This window comes from Colwellia sp. MB02u-6, from assembly GCF_014077095.1.
In the GTDB taxonomy this organism is placed as follows: domain Bacteria; phylum Pseudomonadota; class Gammaproteobacteria; order Enterobacterales; family Alteromonadaceae; genus Cognaticolwellia.
Map to the genome: position 1 here is coordinate 179,714 of NZ_JACGVG010000037.1, position 17,163 is coordinate 196,876.

Genomic DNA, 17,163 nt, shown 5'->3' on the forward strand with positions numbered 1-17,163 from the left:
AAGGAAAACAAAAAACAACTGTTATAAAATAAAAAAAAGCTCCAGTAGGAGCTTTTGTAAATTAAGAGTTGTACTACTTACACCAGCCTTTAGTTAAACAGCTATGGCCTGTCACCGTAGATGTACTGGTCCAGACAAGTGTACCTGCGGCATTTGCTACAGGCGTCGCAATTAAGTTAACACTATCAGTAGCCGCTGTTGATGTTGCAGTAATAACACCGGCTGCAATGCTCATAGTATCTAAGTTATCATAAGTACCCTTACTTACAGCGGCTGGTATACCGCGATAGCCAGCAGCACATTTGGTTAGCGCGCCTTCGGTTTGGTAGCATAACTCAACAGCTGTTCTTGCTGCTCCAACCATAGAAACTACTTCGGCAAATTTCGCTTTTTTTGTATAATCTTGATAAGCCGGTAATGCTACCGCGGCTAAAATACCGATGATCGCAACCACGATCATTAATTCAATTAGGGTAAAACCTTGTGCTTTTTTGATGGTATTTAATCTCTTCATTATTAACTCCATATATGATTATATTAGCTAATTTAATATTGCGGTAAAAAAGATCAAATGTAAAATAATTGTTAATATTTTTTTAATATATTTGTTTTTAAGGCGCTATGACTGATTTTTAAGCTATTTAAAAGTTTTAAGCTATCAGCTTTCAGTTATTAGCGCTTAACTGTCTTTACTAGCGACTAACTTGGCTTTAGTTTTAAACTGAGCGCTGACAACTTTACTTTATTTTTGTTTTAGCAAAAGCGCATTGACAGATCAACCGCTTGTACGTGTTTGGTTAATGCCCCTACCGAGATAAAGTCGACACCTGATTTTGCATGATCTGTTAATGTTGCCAGTGTCATATTGCCCGACACTTCTAGCTTGGTTTTACCGGCCGATATGTCTGTGGTTAATTGCACCGCTTGTTCAATCATTTGGGGGCTAAAGTTATCTAACATAATGATATCGCTACCGGCATTTAATGCTTGCGTTAGCTCTTCAATGTTCTCAACTTCCACTTCAACTGTTTTATCACTATGGTTGATGCGTGCTGTTTTGATGGCTTTTTCAATACCACCACAAGCGGCAATGTGATTTTCTTTAATTAAGAAGGCATCAAACAAGCCTATTCTATGATTGACCCCACCACCGCAAGTGACGGCGTATTTTTGTGCGCTGCGCAGGCCAGGTAAAGTTTTACGGGTATCAAGGAGCTTAGTGGTGGTGCCTGCCAAGTGTTTAACAAACTGGCTAGTAACAGTTGCGGTACCTGAAAGGCTTTGTAAAAAATTTAAGGCGGTGCGCTCACCGGTCAATAAAATACGCGCATTACCGGTTAACTCAAATAAGGTGGTATTGGCTTTTACGCTTTCGCCATCGTTAACAAACCAAGTGATTTTGGTGGTGGTGTGATAAATGTTATCAAGTTGTTTAAACACTTCATTTACCCAGGCCAGGCCGCATATAACACAGGCATCGCGACTAATAATGTTAGCTACCGCTTGGTTTTCTAACGGAATAAGTTCGGCAGTTATATCACAGCTAGTGGCGAGTTCTTGGTAGGTATTAACGCCTAGGTCTTCACATAATGCCCAGGTAACGGTTTTGCTGATGTCGTGTAATAATGAGGCTGGTAACATTTAAAGCTGCTCTCGTAAAATTAGTTGTTTTCCGGTTTGGCTAAATTCTACTCTTTTTAGCGCGCTCATGCCCAAGAGAATTTCATCAGCCGCCATGCTGGGGTTAATATTTGCTGCTATATCATACAAATAGATATTACCTATACGTAACTCGTCTATTTGGGTGCTAAAGACGGTAATAATGCCATTCGCGGTTTGTACACGTTGTTGTCCTTGCGCTTGCAGGGCTAGGCCTTCTGCAATATGGGCTGGAATTGACACTTGTGTGGCGCCAGTATCAAGTAAAAAGGTAACCTGGCGGCCATTAATGGCACCGTTTGTTACATAATGCCCTTGGCGGTTTTGTGCTAAGGTCACGGCGGCTTTACCATTGGCTTGCATTGACAGCTTAGGATCTTGATTGGGATTATATTGTCCGTCTAATAAGTCTTGAAAAATAAAAACCAATAAGGCGATGCCAATAACCCAAGCTACCCAGACAAAACCTTTGCCAAAATTTGCTGTTGTGTCATTTTTAGTCATTTATGTCCAACTCTTAAGTTAATCTGTTTGGTATATCTTGTTCTGTTGTCCACTTTACTATGTAATAGTACCAGGATAAACAACCGGTAAATTATTGTATGTCATCTTTGCCAAATGATCGAAAAAATAGCGCTGAACTGATCATTAAAAAGGGCTGGCTCAGTGGCGTTGAAATTCAACCGTCGAGCCACTTTGAGCCTAGAGCCGAAAATGAAGCGGTGAGTTTATTGGTGGTGCACAATATTTCATTGCCACCGGGGCAATTTGGCACTGACCATATCACTAATTTTTTTCTGGGTAATTTAGACCCAAGCATAGATCCTTACTTTGAAAGTATATACCGCCTACGTGTATCCGCGCATTGCCTTATTCAGCGTGACGGCAATATTGTGCAATATGTTTCGTTTAACAATAAAGCTTGGCACGCCGGCCTGTCGTGTTATCAAGGTCGAGAAAAATGTAATGACTTTTCAATCGGTATCGAGCTAGAAGGGACTGATGATATTCCTTATACTGAAGTACAATATCAGCAGCTTAGCCGCGTGAGTCATAGCTTAATCGGCATTTATGCAGGCTTAGAAAATAATATTGTTGGTCATAGTGACATTGCGCCGGGACGTAAAACAGACCCTGGTGCCGCGTTTAATTGGCCGAGTTTTAGAGCATTATTAATAAAAAAGCTGTCAGTATCAAGCGGTCAGTAAAAACAAACACTAGCTATAAGTTGGGCGTACTGATAGCTGACAGCTTAAGACTTGCAGCTAAAAGGTCGCTTTTAGTTTGGAGTAATTGGTAGCTTAAGGCTGATAGCTAAAACGTAGCTGAAGAGCCAAAATTTTTTTAACAACATAGGATAATTAAATATGAGCTTAATTAGTTTGTTAATTGCACTAGTTGCTGAGCGCTACTTGTCGTCAAGTGCTTGGCAATTTAATACCTTGTACCAACGATATATGGCGGTAATAAAGCAGACTAAGTTGCTAGCAAATTATCGACGTTCTGCACTGGTAAGCTATGCAGTCATTTTTATTCCTGTACTAGGTTGTCATTTTTTATTGGCACAAGTGGATAACGCTTTACTGTATTTAATTGCCTCAACCTTAATATTGATTGTTTGCTTTGGTTGCATGAAAACTCGCGAGGTCTATAAAAGCTATTTACAATCAGCTTTTAAGGGCGAATTAACCAGTTGTGAGTTACATCACTTGCAACTGCAACAAGACAAAAACATCGTTAACATGGGCTTTGGCCAAACAATGGTTTGGTTAAATTATCGCTACTTTATCGCGGTTATGCTGTTTTTCGTTTTATTCGGTGCCGCAGGTGCATTGTTTTATCGCTTATTAACTACGGTAAATGAAAGTGCTAACGCGCAAAGCTCTGCTGCGGATGTTGAGGATGACAATAGCGAAGAACTGGTTATTGACGATGGTGATGACGGTGATAAAGCAACGCAACAATTATTGTTTTGGCTTGATTGGCTACCAGTTAGGTTGGTTGCTTTTGGTTATATGTTTGTTGGTCATTTCTCAAAAGCCATGCCGGCTTGGATAGATAACTTATTTGAATTTGAAAAAACGCCAAGCCAAGTCTTAGTCAGTGTGGCTCAAATGTCGGAAGACTTTATGGTTGACGCAGATGATTTTACTGCAGAGCCTTGTTTATTGGTAAAATTAGCCAAACGTACCTTGTTACTGTTTCTAGCGGTAATAGCTGTATTAACCTTAACGGGCATTATTTCTTAGTTTTAAACCAAAGAAAACAAAAGAAAGAGACGTTTTAAGCTGTCAGTGCTCAGCTGCCAGCTTAAAACCAAAGCCAAGTTTAATCGTCTACCTATAAGCTACACTCTTGTTACTGATAGCTGACCGCTTAAAACTACCTATTATATTTATAATTTTCATTTTTACGAAGTGAAATCGAAATCACTTATTTTATCTATAAAGCATTTGTTACTTTAGCCGTAGCTCAATAGTAGTTCAGTATAAAAGATAACCTATTTACTGTGTTTGTGGTTTGTTTGTATAGAGTTATGGTGAATAACCTGACTTAGTGTCAATTGAGTTTAATTAATTGACACTAAAGTGTTTACTCACGCTTTTACACTGATATCACGAAAATGCTTAAGTAGGGTGATTGATTAAAAATTACCCATAGTATTTACAATGCTATAGGTATTTGTTACATTATATTCGAAATTATCAAATTGGTAAGACCAATTGACCACGGTATTTGAAAATAAAGCCAGTGGATTTAGATACGTAATAGCGCAGTAATTAAGGATTTTACATGTCGATTCCGAGTATTAAAAAGCCGGTAAAGCAAGCTAAGTTGTCAGATATTATTTTGGCTCAGCTTGAGACTATGATCCTAGAAGGTAGTGTGAAGCCGGGCGAAAAATTACCGGCAGAGCGAGAACTGGCTAAACAGTTTGATGTTTCTCGCCCTTCGTTACGTGAAGCCATGCAAAAGTTAGAAGCAAAAAATTTAGTCACCCGTCGTCAAGGTGGCGGTACTTATGTTAGTGATAAAATTTTGAGTGGACTGTCAGACCCATTATTTGCCCTTATGGCGAACAATAAAGAGTCGCAATTTGATTTATTAGAGTTTCGCCATGGTATTGAAGGTATGTCAGCCTATTATGCCGCGATGCGTGGTACTCAAACTGATTTTGAAGAAATTCAGCGCAAACATGACAGTATTGGCACCGCCCAATTGGATGACAATTATCGGCTTGAAGCCGAAGCGGTTTTTGGTTTTTACATCGCTATATGCGCCGCAAGCCACAATGCGGTTATTTTGCATTTAGCTCAGAGTATGGCGCCATTGTTGATTGACAACATTGAGAAGAATTTAACTATACTGGCTAAGCGACCTGACGTGTTTAGCCAAATATCTGATTATCGTACACGTTTAATGAGTGCGATTGTCAGTGGCAAGCCCCAAATTGCTTGGGGAGCTAGCCATCGCCATTTAGCCTTCATTGAAGAGGTGCTATTAAAAATGTCGCAGGAAAATAGTCGTATGGAACGCTCAATACGCAGAATAAAACGACCGAAAGCTGTCAGCAATTAAAAAATAAATGCTTGCCAAGTGCATGATGCATTACTTTACCAGTACAGGTGTGATAAAAAATTAATACGAATTAAAGTTATCTGTTTAATAACAGCTATCTTTAAACCACTAAATTTACTTAACAAACAACAACTGGAGACTAAGTAATTATGTCTGAGCTCCCAAATCTAGATATTGATTCAATGGAAACCCAAGAATGGTTAGAATCAATGGAGTCTGTGTTAGAAAATGAAGGGCCGGAACGCGCTCATTTTCTACTTGAAAAGTTAATCGATAGAGCACGTCGTAGCGGTACACATTTACCGTTTGACGCCACAACGGCTTATGTAAACACCATTTCTCCAGGGTTAGAGCCGCATATGCCGGCTGATCAAACCATAGAGTCACGTATTCGTGCCGCTATTCGTTGGAATGCGTTAGTCTTGGTATTACGTGCTTCTAAAAAAGATTTAGACCTGGGTGGCCATATTGGCAGCTTTGCGTCTTCTGCGATGTTATATGATGTTGGCTTTAACCATTTCTTTAAAGCCGCTTCTGAAAAAGATGGTGGCGACTTTATTTTTGCCCAAGGTCATATCTCTCCAGGTATTTATGCTCGTGCTTTTATGGAAGGACGACTAACTGAAGAGCAAATGAATAATTTCCGTCAAGAGTGTGATGGCAAAGGGTTATCGTCATATCCTCATCCGCATTTAATGCCAGACTTTTGGCAGTTTCCGACGGTTTCAATGGGCTTAGGTCCACTACAAGCTATTTATACCGCACGCTTTCTTAAATATTTAACTGACCGCGGTATTAAAGACTGTTCAGGCCAACGCGTTTATTGTTTCCTAGGTGACGGCGAAACAGATGAGCCTGAATCACTAGGAGCTATCGGTTTAGCGACACGTGAAGGTTTAGATAATTTAACTTTTATTATTAACTGTAACTTACAGCGCTTAGATGGCCCTGTTCGTGGTAACGGTAAAATTATTCAAGAGCTTGAAGGCACATTTCGCGGCGCAGGCTGGGAAGTGGTAAAAGTTATTTGGGGTTCTTACTGGGATGCGTTAATTGCCCGTGACACTTCAGGTAAATTATTACAGTTAATGAGTGAAACTGTTGACGGTGAATACCAAAACTGTAAGGCCAAAGGGGGTAAATACACCCGCGAAAACTTCTTCAATAAGTACCCTGAAACTGCTGCACTAGTGGCGAATATGTCAGATGAAGATATTTACCGTTTAAACCGCGGTGGTCATGATCCAGTGAAAGTTTATGCGGCTTATAAAAAAGCCCTAAACACTAAAGGTCGCCCAACTGTTATTTTAGCTAAAACGGTGAAAGGTTTTGGTTTAGGTGCTTCAGGTGAAGCCTTAAATATTGCTCATAACGTGAAGAAAATGGACGTTGATTCGCTTAAGCATTACCGTAATCGTTTCAATATTCCAGTTAGTGATGAAAATATTGCTGATTTACCTTTCTTCAAGTTCCCAGAAGAAAGTGAAGAATTTCAGTACATGAAAGCACGCCGTGAAGCCTTAGGCGGTTCATTACCTGCACGTCGTCAGCAAGCTGAAGAGTCACTTGATATTCCCGCATTAAAAATATTTGAGCCGATTTTAAAAGGCTCAGGTGAACGTGAAGTATCTTCAACCATGACTTTTGTTCGGGTACTTAACAGCTTATTAAAAGACAAGAAAATCGGTAAGCGTATTGTGCCTATTATTCCTGACGAAGCGCGTACTTTTGGTATGGAAGGTTTATTCCGCCAAGTGGGTATTTATGCTAGTGAAGGTCAAAAATATGTGCCACAAGATGCTGACCAAGTCGCTTATTACCGTGAAGACAAGAAAGGCCAAGTGTTACAAGAAGGGATTAACGAGCTAGGTGCTATGGCGTCTTGGGTTGCTTCAGGTACTTCTTATTCAACGTGTAACGCGACCACTATTCCATTCTACATTTACTACTCAATGTTTGGTTTCCAACGTGTTGGTGACTTAGCATGGGCTGCAGCTGATAGCCAAACGCGTGGTTTCTTATTAGGTGCTACTGCCGGTAGAACTACGCTTAATGGCGAAGGTTTACAACATCAAGACGGTCATTCACACGTGCAAGCGGGTTTAATTCCTAACTGTGTGACTTACGACCCAACTTACGGTTACGAAATTGCCGTTATTGTGCGTGAAGGCTTACGTCGTATGTATGAAGAAAATGAAAATATTTTCTTCTACTTAACACTGATGAATGAAAACTATCAACATCCGGCTATGCCAGAAAACAAGACGGTTGAAGATGAAATCATTAAAGGTATTTACCAACTTGAACGCGTTGAAGCTAAAAAAGCTAAAGCGAATGTGCAATTGATGGGCTCAGGTACTATTTTACAAAAAGTGCGTCAAGCCGCACAAATTTTGTCAGCAGACTATGGTGTGTCAAGTGACGTTTATTCAGTGACTTCGTTTAATGAATTAGCCCGTGAAGGCCAAGAAGTAACGCGCTGGAATATGCTACACCCAGAAAGTAAGCAACAAACAGCTTATATTTCTAAGGTGATTACTAGCGATAAAGGCCCAGCAATTGCTGCAACAGATTATGTTAAAAACTATTCTGATCAAGTCCGCGCTTATATCAATACTGAGTATCGTGTTCTAGGTACCGACGGTTTTGGTCGTAGTGACAGCCGTGCTAACTTGCGCCAACATTTTGAAGTGGATCAAAACTACATTGTTGTTGCTGCGCTTTATGAACTGGCTAACCGTGGTGATATTAAACACGCCGTGGTGAGTGAAGCGATTAAACGCTTTAATATTAACGCTGACAAACTTAATCCGCTTTACGCGTAATTAAGACTAGATAAGGAATTAACAAATGTCTGATATTGAAAAAATTCTAGTCCCAGATGTCGGTGGCGATGAAGTAGAAGTTATCGAAATATGCTTTGCGGTTGGCGATAGTTTAGAGGCTGACGAAGGTATTATTACGGTTGAAACAGATAAAGCCTCAATGGATATTCCAGCTCCGTTTGCTGGTGAGCTTGTTGCCCTCTCAGTTAAAGTTGGCGATAAGATCAAAGAAGGCGATGTTATTGGCGAGATGAAAGGTACTGCAGCAGAATCGACTGCAGCGCCAGCAGAAGTTGCAGCTGAACCAGAAGTTAAAGCAGTAAAAGCAGCAGCACCTGCAGCCGAACCAACACCAGAAAAAACGCCTGTTGCGTCTGCCAGTAGTGAAGTGATTGACATCCTAGTACCTGATATTGGTGAAGATGGTGAAGTTGACGTTATTGAAGTCTTGGTGGCTGTTGGTGATGTTATTGAAGCTGAAGATGGCTTGATCACCTTAGAAACTGATAAAGCGACTATGGATGTACCGTCACCGCATGCCGGGACGGTAAAAGAAATCTTCATTAATACCGGTGATAAAGTTAAGCAAGGCTCTATTGTTATTAAACTTGAAACGTCATCGGGTGCATCGGGAGCACCTGTTGACGTTGATGAGCCTGTAGCAGAGCCAGTAGCAGCTCCAGTGGCTGCACCTGTAGCAGCACCGGTGGCTAAAAAGCCAGCGCCAGTGCCGCATCATCCACAAGTGGGTCTAACCAATGCGGGTGCTATTTATACTTCACCTTCAATTCGTCGTTTAGGGCGTGAATTTGGTGTCGATTTATCATTAGTTAAAGGTACTGGCCGTAAAAACCGTATTTTAAAAGAAGATGTGCAGTCATATGTTAAGTATGAATTGTCTCGTCCAAAAGCAAATGCGGGTAGCTCAGTCGCGGCTGGAGAAGGTGGTTTACAAGTTGTTAGCGCGAAACAAATTGATTTCTCGAAGTTTGGTGAAGTTGAAACGAAAGCACTAACACGTATTCAGAAAATATCTGGACCATTTTTACATCGTAACTGGGTCACTATTCCACATGTGACCCAATTTGATGAAGCCGATATCACGAATGTTGAAGCGTTCCGCAAAGAGCAAAATGTTATTTGTGAAAAGCAAAAGCTGGGTTTTAAAATTACGCCACTGGTGTTTATTTTAAAAGCGGCGGCAGATGCATTGCGTACTTTCCCGGTATTTAACTCTAGTTTGAGTGCTGATGGTGAAAGTTTGATCCTTAAAAAGTATATTCACATTGGTGTGGCAGTTGATACACCTAATGGCTTGGTTGTACCCGTTGTACGTGACGTTGATCAGAAAGGTATTCACCAGTTGTCACGTGAGTTACTTGAAATCAGCATGAAAGCACGTGACGGCAAGCTAAAAGCAAATGATATGCAGGGCGGTTGTTTTACTATTTCAAGCCTTGGCGGAATTGGTGGTACAGCATTTACGCCAATTGTTAACGCGCCAGAAGTAGCGATTTTAGGTGTTTCTAAATCAGAAATGAAACCTAAGTGGAATGGTAAAGACTTTGAGCCTAAGTTAATGCTGCCCTTGTCTATGTCTTACGACCATCGTGTAATTGACGGCGCGTTAGCGGCGCGGTTTACTGTACACCTAGCGGGCGTAATGAGTGACATCAGAAAACTTATTTTATAAGTTGCCTGAATAAGTCAGTGGGATAAGATGAAGTGGCTAAAGTAATTAATTTTCACTTTAGCCACTTTTTGCTAATATTTACTGATTTAAAGATGGCGATCTTTGTGCGCTTTAAGTAAGATCGCAAACAAGTACAATAGAGTGATATGTTGAAAATATTGATGGCTAATACTGTTAATAAAAACTCGACGAATATAGGCTGGCAACACCAGCAATAAACACAACAATTTTTGAGGTTAGCATGAGTAACGAGATTAAAACTCAAGTAGTAGTTTTAGGTGCAGGTCCTGGCGGCTATTCAGCAGCATTTCGTGCAGCAGATTTAGGTTTAGACGTAGTGATAGTTGAAAACCGTGAAACGCTTGGTGGCGTGTGTTTGAATGTGGGTTGTATCCCATCAAAAGCACTTTTACACGTAGCTAAAGTTATTGATGATGCAGCAGCAATGGCATCTCATGGCGTTACTTTTGGTGCACCTAAAATTGATTTAGACAAAATTCGTGGCTGGAAAGAAAGTGTTGTTGGTCAATTAACCGGTGGTTTAGGTGGTATGGCTAAAGCACGTAAAGTTAAAACGGTATTTGGTTATGGTAAATTTACTTCAGATAAAACCGTTGAAGTAGAAGGCGCTGATGGTAAAACGACGATCACTTTTGATAATGCGATTATTGCCGCCGGTTCATCAGTGGTTAATTTACCTTTCGTACCGACTGAAGACCCACGTGTTATCGACTCAACTGGTGCTTTAGAGCTGAAAGAAATACCCGGCGAAATGTTAGTACTTGGTGGTGGCATTATTGGCCTAGAAATGGGTACAGTTTATAGAGCGTTAGGTTCAAATGTTTCAGTAGTAGAGTTTGCTGACCAGTTAGTTCCAGCTGCTGATAAAGATATTGTTCAAGCTTACACTAAGTTTAACAGTAAAAAATTCAACATCATGTTGTCAACCAAAGTGGTTGCCGTTGATGCGAAAGATGACGGCTTGTATGTTACTTTTGAAGGTAAAAATGCTCCAAAAGAACAAGTACGTTATGACAAAATTTTAATGGCTGTTGGCCGTAAGCCAAACGGTCACTTAGTTGCTGCAGATAAAGCGGGTGTTAATGTTGATGAACGTGGCTTTATCGACGTAACTAATGAGTTACGTACTAACGTTGCTCATATTTTCGCTATTGGTGATGTTATTGGCCAACCTATGCTTGCGCATAAAGCGGTCCATGAAGGTCATTGCGCTGCTGAAGTTATTTCAGGTAAGAAACATACTTTTGAACCGCGTTGCATTCCATCAGTAGCTTATACCGACCCAGAAATGGCTTGGGCTGGCGTAACAGAACGTGAAGCAAAAGAGCAAGGTTTAAATGTTGAAGTGTCTAACTTCCCTTGGGCTGCTTCTGGTCGTGCTATTGCTTCTGCGCGTACTGAAGGTAAAACTAAGATGATTTTCGACAAAGAAACTGGCCGTGTTTTAGGTGGTGCTATTGTCGGTATCAACGCCGGTGAAATGCTAGGCGAAATTTGTTTAGCGATTGAAATGGGCGCAGATGCTGAAGATGTTGGTTTAACTATTCATGCTCACCCAACCTTAAATGAATCAATCGGCCTAGCGGCAGAGATTTTTGAAGGTTCAATCACTGATTTACCAAACGCGAAAGCAGTGAAAAAGAAAAAATAATTAATTAATGTAAGCTTTAACTTAACGGTTAAGTTCATTAATTGAAAAGCCAGCAACACTGCTGGCTTTTTTGTGCTTTTATTTTGGCTATAGCCATAGGCTTTATCTGTAATTATACTTATAATGTTTTCACTTTAAAGTACACAGCCTACATTTTAAGTAGAACAGGTATAACGGCGGGTGCCAAAATTAATTTTTATTTATAAGGAGATTTAGATGATAAAAAATTCAATGTGCCTATTGTTAGCTCTTTTGTTAACGGCATGTGCGAACAATACTAGTACCCCTAACGGCGCCTCTCAGTGGGACTTTGACCATCAAGTACAATTTAAACAAACCGATTTAAAAAATGGTAAATACCACCTACAAGTCATCACAAAACAAAGTACAGAATTTAGTAAATTAGCCACTTTTCTTATGCGACAATCATTACGACTATGCAAAAGTTATGGTTTTAAAATTGAAGTGTTAGAAGGTGTTGAGCGCTTTGATGATAAATTGTCATTTCCTAATATGATCATGCCGTCTTTATCAGCCAATATTGAATGTCCTGCTTTATAATATAGTGTTACCAATCTCACTAATTTTAGGATCATTTTACCGGATTAAAACAACTGGCTACTGCGTTATTTATTTACTAATTAAAGCAACTTGTTAGTAAATAAATAGCTTATATTGGGTTGTTCTCGCGTCCTATAAAGTAGAGCAGATAATTAATGATATGGATATTAGCAAGTAATAATTACCTAATAGGTATAAAAAAGGGCTACTTTATCGCATGGTAAAGTAGCCCTTTTGCTTAATCTTTTTTAGCTATTTGCTTTCAGCTCTTAAAAGTTATGAGCCTAGCTAGGATCAGCAATGTTAACGGCAACGGGTACTGGCGTTGTTAATGCTTCAAGCGGTGGAGCAAAGTCTGTTAGGTTAATACCGTCTACAGCGCTTTTGTATTCTGTCAAGGTAGGGAAACGACCCAGCATAGACGAAAGTACAACTAACGGCGTAGAGCCTAATAATGACTCACCTTTCTTCTCAGTGGTATCGGCTACAACACGACCTTGGAACAAACGTGTTGACGTTGCAATAACGGTATCACCAGGTTCAGCTTTCTCTTGGTTACCCATACATAAGTTACAACCAGGACGTTCTAAGTACATAATATTTGCATACTTAGTACGGGCGGTATTTTTAGGCACAGCATCGTCAAATTCGAAGCCAGAATACTTCTGTAGTATTTCCCAATCACCTTCCGCTTTAAGCTCGTCAACAATGTTGTATGTTGGTGGTGCGATAACTAAGGGGACTTTGAATTCAATTTTGCCATTTTGATTTTCAATATTACGGAACATTTGCGCGATAATTTGCATATCACCTTTATGGACCATACAAGAACCAACAAAAGCTAAATCAACCGTTTTATCCTTGTAGAATGAAACAGGGCGAATAACGTCATGCGTGTAACGCTTAGACACGTCGTCGTTATTTACATCTGGATCGGCAATCATAGGCTCGTCAATCAGGTCTAAATCAACAACTACTTCGGCGTAGTATTTAGCATTTTCATCTGGTGTTAATGCCGGTGTTTCGCCTGACTTAATGCCGGCAATACGTTGGTCAGCTAAAGCGATTAAACCGTTAAGGGTTTTCGCAGCATTTTCCATACCTTTGTCGATCATGATTTGGATGCGTTTTTTCGCTAATTCAAGTGAACCAATTAAGGTGTCATCTTGAGAAATACAGATTGAAGCTTTTGCTTTCATTTCTGCAGTCCAATCGGTAAAGGTAAAAGCTTGGTCAGCTAATAAAGTACCAATATGCACTTCAATAACACGACCTTGGAAAACGTTGTCGCCAAATTGCTTAAGCATTTGCGCTTGCGTTGAATGCACAACGTCACGGAAATCCATGTATTTTTTCATGTGACCTTTAAAAGTCACTTTTACTGACTCAGGGATTGGCATAGACGCTTCACCTGTAGCAAGTGCCAGTGCAACAGTACCTGAGTCGGCACCGAAGGCTACACCTTTTGACATACGCGTATGTGAGTCACCGCCAATGATAATGGCGCGGTCATCAACCGTGATATCATTTAACACTTTGTGAATAACGTCAGTCATTGCATGGTATTGACCTTTCGGGTCACGCGCAGTGATAAGGCCAAAAGCATTCATAAAGCTCATCAGCTTAGGAATATTAGCTTTTGCTTTACTATCCCAAACAGACGCCGTGTGACAACCTGATTGGTAAGCACCGTCTACGATTGGAGAAATAGTTGACGCTGCCATTGCTTCTAGTTCTTGGCATGTCATTGGGCCTGTTGTGTCTTGAGAACCCACAATATTGACTTTAACACGAACATCAGAGCCTGCATGTAAGGCATTTTTAGAGGTTACACCGACCGAGTTTCTATTGAATATTTTTTCAACTGCCGTTAAGCCTTGACCTTCGATTGACATTTCTTTGGCAAGTGCAAAAACTGCTGGCGCTGTAATACCTAAGGTTTCAGCGGCGAAAGTTTGAAGTTTTTTACCAAAGACAACTGCGTAAGAACCGCCTGCTTTCATAAATTCTACTTTCTGCGGTGTAAAAGCTGAAGATACATCAACAAGCTCTTTGTCGCCGTTGTATAGCTTCATCGCTTTAGTATCGATAGTTAATACCGTTCCGGTCGCTACTGAGTAAGCTTGTTCTAGTACAGAATCGCCATTTTCGTCAACAACCGCTTTGCCGCTTGCATCGACTTTCTTAACCCAGTTTTTAAGATCAAGACCAATGCCGCCAGTAACATCTACTGTCGTTAAGAAAATGGGAGAAATACCATTAGTACCAGCAACCACAGGGGCAATATTAATAAAAGGTACGTATGGACTGCCTTGTTTACCTGCCAACAGTGCCACGTTGTTAACACCCGACATACGAGATGAACCAACACCCATAGTGCCTTTTTCAGCAATTAACATCACTTTCGCGTTAGGATACTTAACTTGTAATGCTTTGATTTCTTCTTGAGCTTCTGGAGTGCTCATGCATTGGCCGTGCAATTCACGGTCAGCACGAGAGTGAGCCTGATGGCCAGGAGATAATAAATCTGTTGAAATATCACCTTCACCAGCGATATAAGTCACTAGGTCAATTTTTTCTGCTATTTCTGGTAACTTTGTAAAAAACTCAGCTTGTGCATAGCTTTCAAGAATGTCTTTAGCAATGGCATTATTGGCTTTAAATGCTTCTTCAAGACGAGCCGTATCTGCTTCATATAAAAACACTTGGGTTTTTAATACTTCTGCTGCAGGTTGTGCCACTGATAAGTCGTCAGAAAATGCTAAACTAAGTAGCACTTCTACTGAAGGACCACCTTTCATGTGAGAAAGTAATTCAAAAGCAAAGGGTACTGAGATTTCAGCAACAACAGACTCACCTAGAATGATTTCTTTTAAGAACTTGGCTTTTTCACCCGCAGCACTTGTGGTACCTGGCAAGGTATTATAGATAAAGAAATTAAGTGAATCAGCTCTGTGCTCATTATCTTGATCTTTAATTTGTTCGATAATTTCAGCTAATAACTCAGCACCATCAATTGGCTTAGGTGCTAGTGCTAATTCGTTTTTACGATTTTCAATCTCTGCTATATATTCTAGATACAGGCTCATTAAATTCTCTCTTCTTTAGCGATATTATTGCTAATAACATTTGTTAATCATTGTTATTAGCAGGACAAATTATACCCCCTAGTTTACCTGATTTTATGCTGACTACGAATCATTAGATTAAATAAGCATTATTCACCACGGCTATAGTTAATAGACGATATAGTTATATTGGTTATGTTGGCGTTATTATCAGTTATTATTCGTTGTTAGCTGAATAAAAAAGCACAGCAATTGTATTACTCATTAGAGAGTCTAATTGTCTAGCTTGTTATCTATCTAGCTTAACCCTTAGTTTATCTAGTTTTTATCTAGTTTAACTTTGACTTTTTTCATATGCTCGAGAAAGCTTTTATCAAATTTTGACTCCCCACAGCTAAAAAATTGTATTGATGAGCCTTCGTTTAAGCCGTAGGCGCTCAAATCCTGAGTTATCGAGCATCTGCCGTCGTCACCCTTGGTAATTGTTATACCTGCAGCGATATTTTTAGTGTTTTTTTTACGTGTTTGTTCTTCATCTTTTAACGGTATTGAATGAGGTACCGTCTTTACGTTGGTATTAAAGATAGAAGGTGGTTGATAGCTTTGATAAGGATTGTTGGTATTGGATACTGAATTTTGATTAAGTTGATTGTGCAGCCTTTGTAATTGCATGAAACTATCTAGCTTTCTTCTTGTTGGCTCTGATAAAGGCTTTGTTGGTGAAGTTTTAGGTTGCACTTTAGGTAATTCGATTACCTTGCTTATTATATCTTTAAAGGTTTTTTCGAGTGTTGTATCAATAAGTTTTTCTGTATTTTTAGGTTTTGATACATGTTTCTTTTTCGCACTTTTATGGTCTTTTTTGGCCGCAGGAAGGTCTTCAATGAGTATTTTTTTTCTAGTGCTTTTTTTAATGGCCTTTAGCTCGGTTTTATCTAATTTGGGCGCATAATAGATAAAGCTTTTTATTGGCGCATTCTTCAATGGTGATTTTACTATTTTTTGTTTGCCCGACGGCGTTAAAAACATAACAAAAAGTATTAGGCTATGCACAATTAGAGATAATAAAACGGCAGTGAAAGTTCCTTTTTGCACAACAATATAAATATGAGATAAATAAACTGGTAATTTATAGACGTTGCAACGTAATTTAAGTTCAATGGTAATTTACCCGAGTTACTGGTTACTAATATAGTAGCTAGGTGTATATCAGATTGAACCATAGATGAGAAAAATACCATTGCTAGAACATAGGTTTTAGCTCATGGTGGCTTTACCAACGAGACATAGCCATCTATAGCACTCATCTGTACTAATTATACTCAGTGAGACTGGTTGAATGGCCATTTTTAATGTGACGATAAAAAATAGTAAACAAGTGTGGGTAATCTCGTGTTAAAAACTATGATTTTGCTACAATTAAGCTGTGACAGTAATTCGCTAAACATCGTAAAGTTAAGATGTAGCTATTAATAAAATATAGTGACTACTTCGCTAATAGCTACAGTGTTTTTAAGCCTAACTTAAAGTACTGCTGCTGGCGCAAAGTAACAATTATCCGTCTTAATATTAGATTGGCTTTAATTATTCTTGCTAAGTAGCCAGTGATATAATCCGTTTGGTATAAATAGGGCTTGCCCAAAGATTTTTCAAAATGAGGTATGTATGGAATATCAATTTATAAACGATCCAATAACCGGTGGCGCCATGGCTAAGTTTTCACTTGAGCATGAAGTTATCGGACCCTGGTTAGAGGTTGAAGTGGGTGCTGACTCGGTAAAGTTGGCAAATTTATTATCTGCCATGGCCGACATTGAACAAGAGAAAAAATTAGAAATCACTATAACTGGTAGTGAATATACCGTGGTTTTTAATCGCGGCGATGTCACAGTGCAAACCAATGCCAGTATGGATGGGGTCGAAGTGTTACCAGAAGATCTGATGGAAGAAGACATTGATTTTGATCAACATGACTCATCATCTTGTGGCCGTGAAGATTTTCGGGAAATATTATTGTCTTGGGCAAAGTTTCTTAATAAATAGTTATCGCTTATAGCCTGGTTGACTTATCAGGCTAAGTTATTATTATTACTATCTTATTAAAAT

General features: G+C 39.6%; 13 protein-coding genes. 8 read left to right on the plus strand and 5 right to left on the minus strand.

Features of this window, described 5'->3' with window-relative positions:
* Positions 1-73: 73 nt before the first annotated feature.
* From H4J46_RS17575 to H4J46_RS14735, 3 genes are all read right to left on the minus strand, one after another.
* Positions 74-514 (minus strand): prepilin-type N-terminal cleavage/methylation domain-containing protein, encoded by a 441-nt coding sequence (locus tag H4J46_RS17575; protein WP_310650252.1) that lies wholly within the window; start codon positions 512-514, stop codon positions 74-76.
* 239 nt (positions 515-753) lie between these two features.
* A complete protein-coding gene (nadC, locus tag H4J46_RS14730; RefSeq protein ID WP_182234198.1) occupies positions 754-1,641 on the minus strand; it encodes a carboxylating nicotinate-nucleotide diphosphorylase in 888 nt (295 codons plus the stop codon).
* On the minus strand, positions 1,642-2,163 hold the full coding sequence (locus tag H4J46_RS14735) for a TIGR02281 family clan AA aspartic protease (protein WP_182234199.1): 522 nt from the start codon (positions 2,161-2,163) through the stop codon (positions 1,642-1,644). It lies immediately after the preceding gene.
* 98 nt (positions 2,164-2,261) lie between these two features.
* Here H4J46_RS14735 and ampD point away from each other — a divergent pair, with 98 nt between their 5' ends.
* From ampD to H4J46_RS14770, 7 genes are all read left to right on the plus strand, one after another.
* Positions 2,262-2,867 carry a 1,6-anhydro-N-acetylmuramyl-L-alanine amidase AmpD gene (ampD, locus tag H4J46_RS14740; protein ID WP_220463042.1) on the plus strand — a complete coding sequence of 202 codons (606 nt, stop codon included), beginning with the start codon at positions 2,262-2,264 and terminating at the stop codon, positions 2,865-2,867.
* 159 nt (positions 2,868-3,026) lie between these two features.
* Positions 3,027-3,908 carry a beta-lactamase regulator AmpE gene (ampE, locus tag H4J46_RS14745; RefSeq protein ID WP_182234200.1) on the plus strand — a complete coding sequence of 294 codons (882 nt, stop codon included), beginning with the start codon at positions 3,027-3,029 and terminating at the stop codon, positions 3,906-3,908.
* 559 nt (positions 3,909-4,467) lie between these two features.
* Positions 4,468-5,238, plus strand: coding sequence for a pyruvate dehydrogenase complex transcriptional repressor PdhR (gene pdhR / locus H4J46_RS14750; protein WP_182234254.1), 771 nt, complete (start codon positions 4,468-4,470; stop codon positions 5,236-5,238).
* Between the two features lie 149 nt (positions 5,239-5,387).
* On the plus strand, positions 5,388-8,063 hold the full coding sequence (aceE, locus tag H4J46_RS14755; protein ID WP_182234201.1) for a pyruvate dehydrogenase (acetyl-transferring), homodimeric type: 2,676 nt from the start codon (positions 5,388-5,390) through the stop codon (positions 8,061-8,063).
* 25 nt (positions 8,064-8,088) lie between these two features.
* Entirely contained in the window at positions 8,089-9,756 is a 1,668-nt protein-coding gene (aceF, locus tag H4J46_RS14760) for a dihydrolipoyllysine-residue acetyltransferase (protein WP_182234202.1), read from the plus strand.
* A gap of 241 nt (positions 9,757-9,997) precedes the next feature.
* The gene (gene lpdA, locus H4J46_RS14765; protein WP_182234203.1) at positions 9,998-11,428 is read left to right on the plus strand and encodes a dihydrolipoyl dehydrogenase; all 1,431 of its coding nucleotides are present in this window, start codon (positions 9,998-10,000) and stop codon (positions 11,426-11,428) included.
* A gap of 216 nt (positions 11,429-11,644) precedes the next feature.
* Entirely contained in the window at positions 11,645-11,989 is a 345-nt protein-coding gene (locus H4J46_RS14770) for a hypothetical protein (protein ID WP_182234204.1), read from the plus strand.
* 284 nt (positions 11,990-12,273) lie between these two features.
* Here H4J46_RS14770 and H4J46_RS14775 read toward each other — a convergent pair whose 3' ends face one another.
* Together H4J46_RS14775 and H4J46_RS14780 are read right to left on the minus strand one after the other, a co-directional pair.
* On the minus strand, positions 12,274-15,078 hold the full coding sequence (locus H4J46_RS14775; RefSeq protein ID WP_182234205.1) for a bifunctional aconitate hydratase 2/2-methylisocitrate dehydratase: 2,805 nt from the start codon (positions 15,076-15,078) through the stop codon (positions 12,274-12,276).
* Between the two features lie 297 nt (positions 15,079-15,375).
* Complete coding sequence (locus tag H4J46_RS14780; RefSeq protein WP_182234206.1) at positions 15,376-16,086, minus strand: hypothetical protein; 711 nt, start codon at positions 16,084-16,086, stop codon at positions 15,376-15,378.
* Positions 16,087-16,722: 636 nt separating this feature from the next.
* On the opposite strand from H4J46_RS14780, the gene H4J46_RS14785 reads away from it, so the two are divergent.
* Positions 16,723-17,100 carry a YacL family protein gene (locus H4J46_RS14785; protein WP_182234207.1) on the plus strand — a complete coding sequence of 126 codons (378 nt, stop codon included), beginning with the start codon at positions 16,723-16,725 and terminating at the stop codon, positions 17,098-17,100.
* Positions 17,101-17,163: the final 63 nt, after the last annotated feature.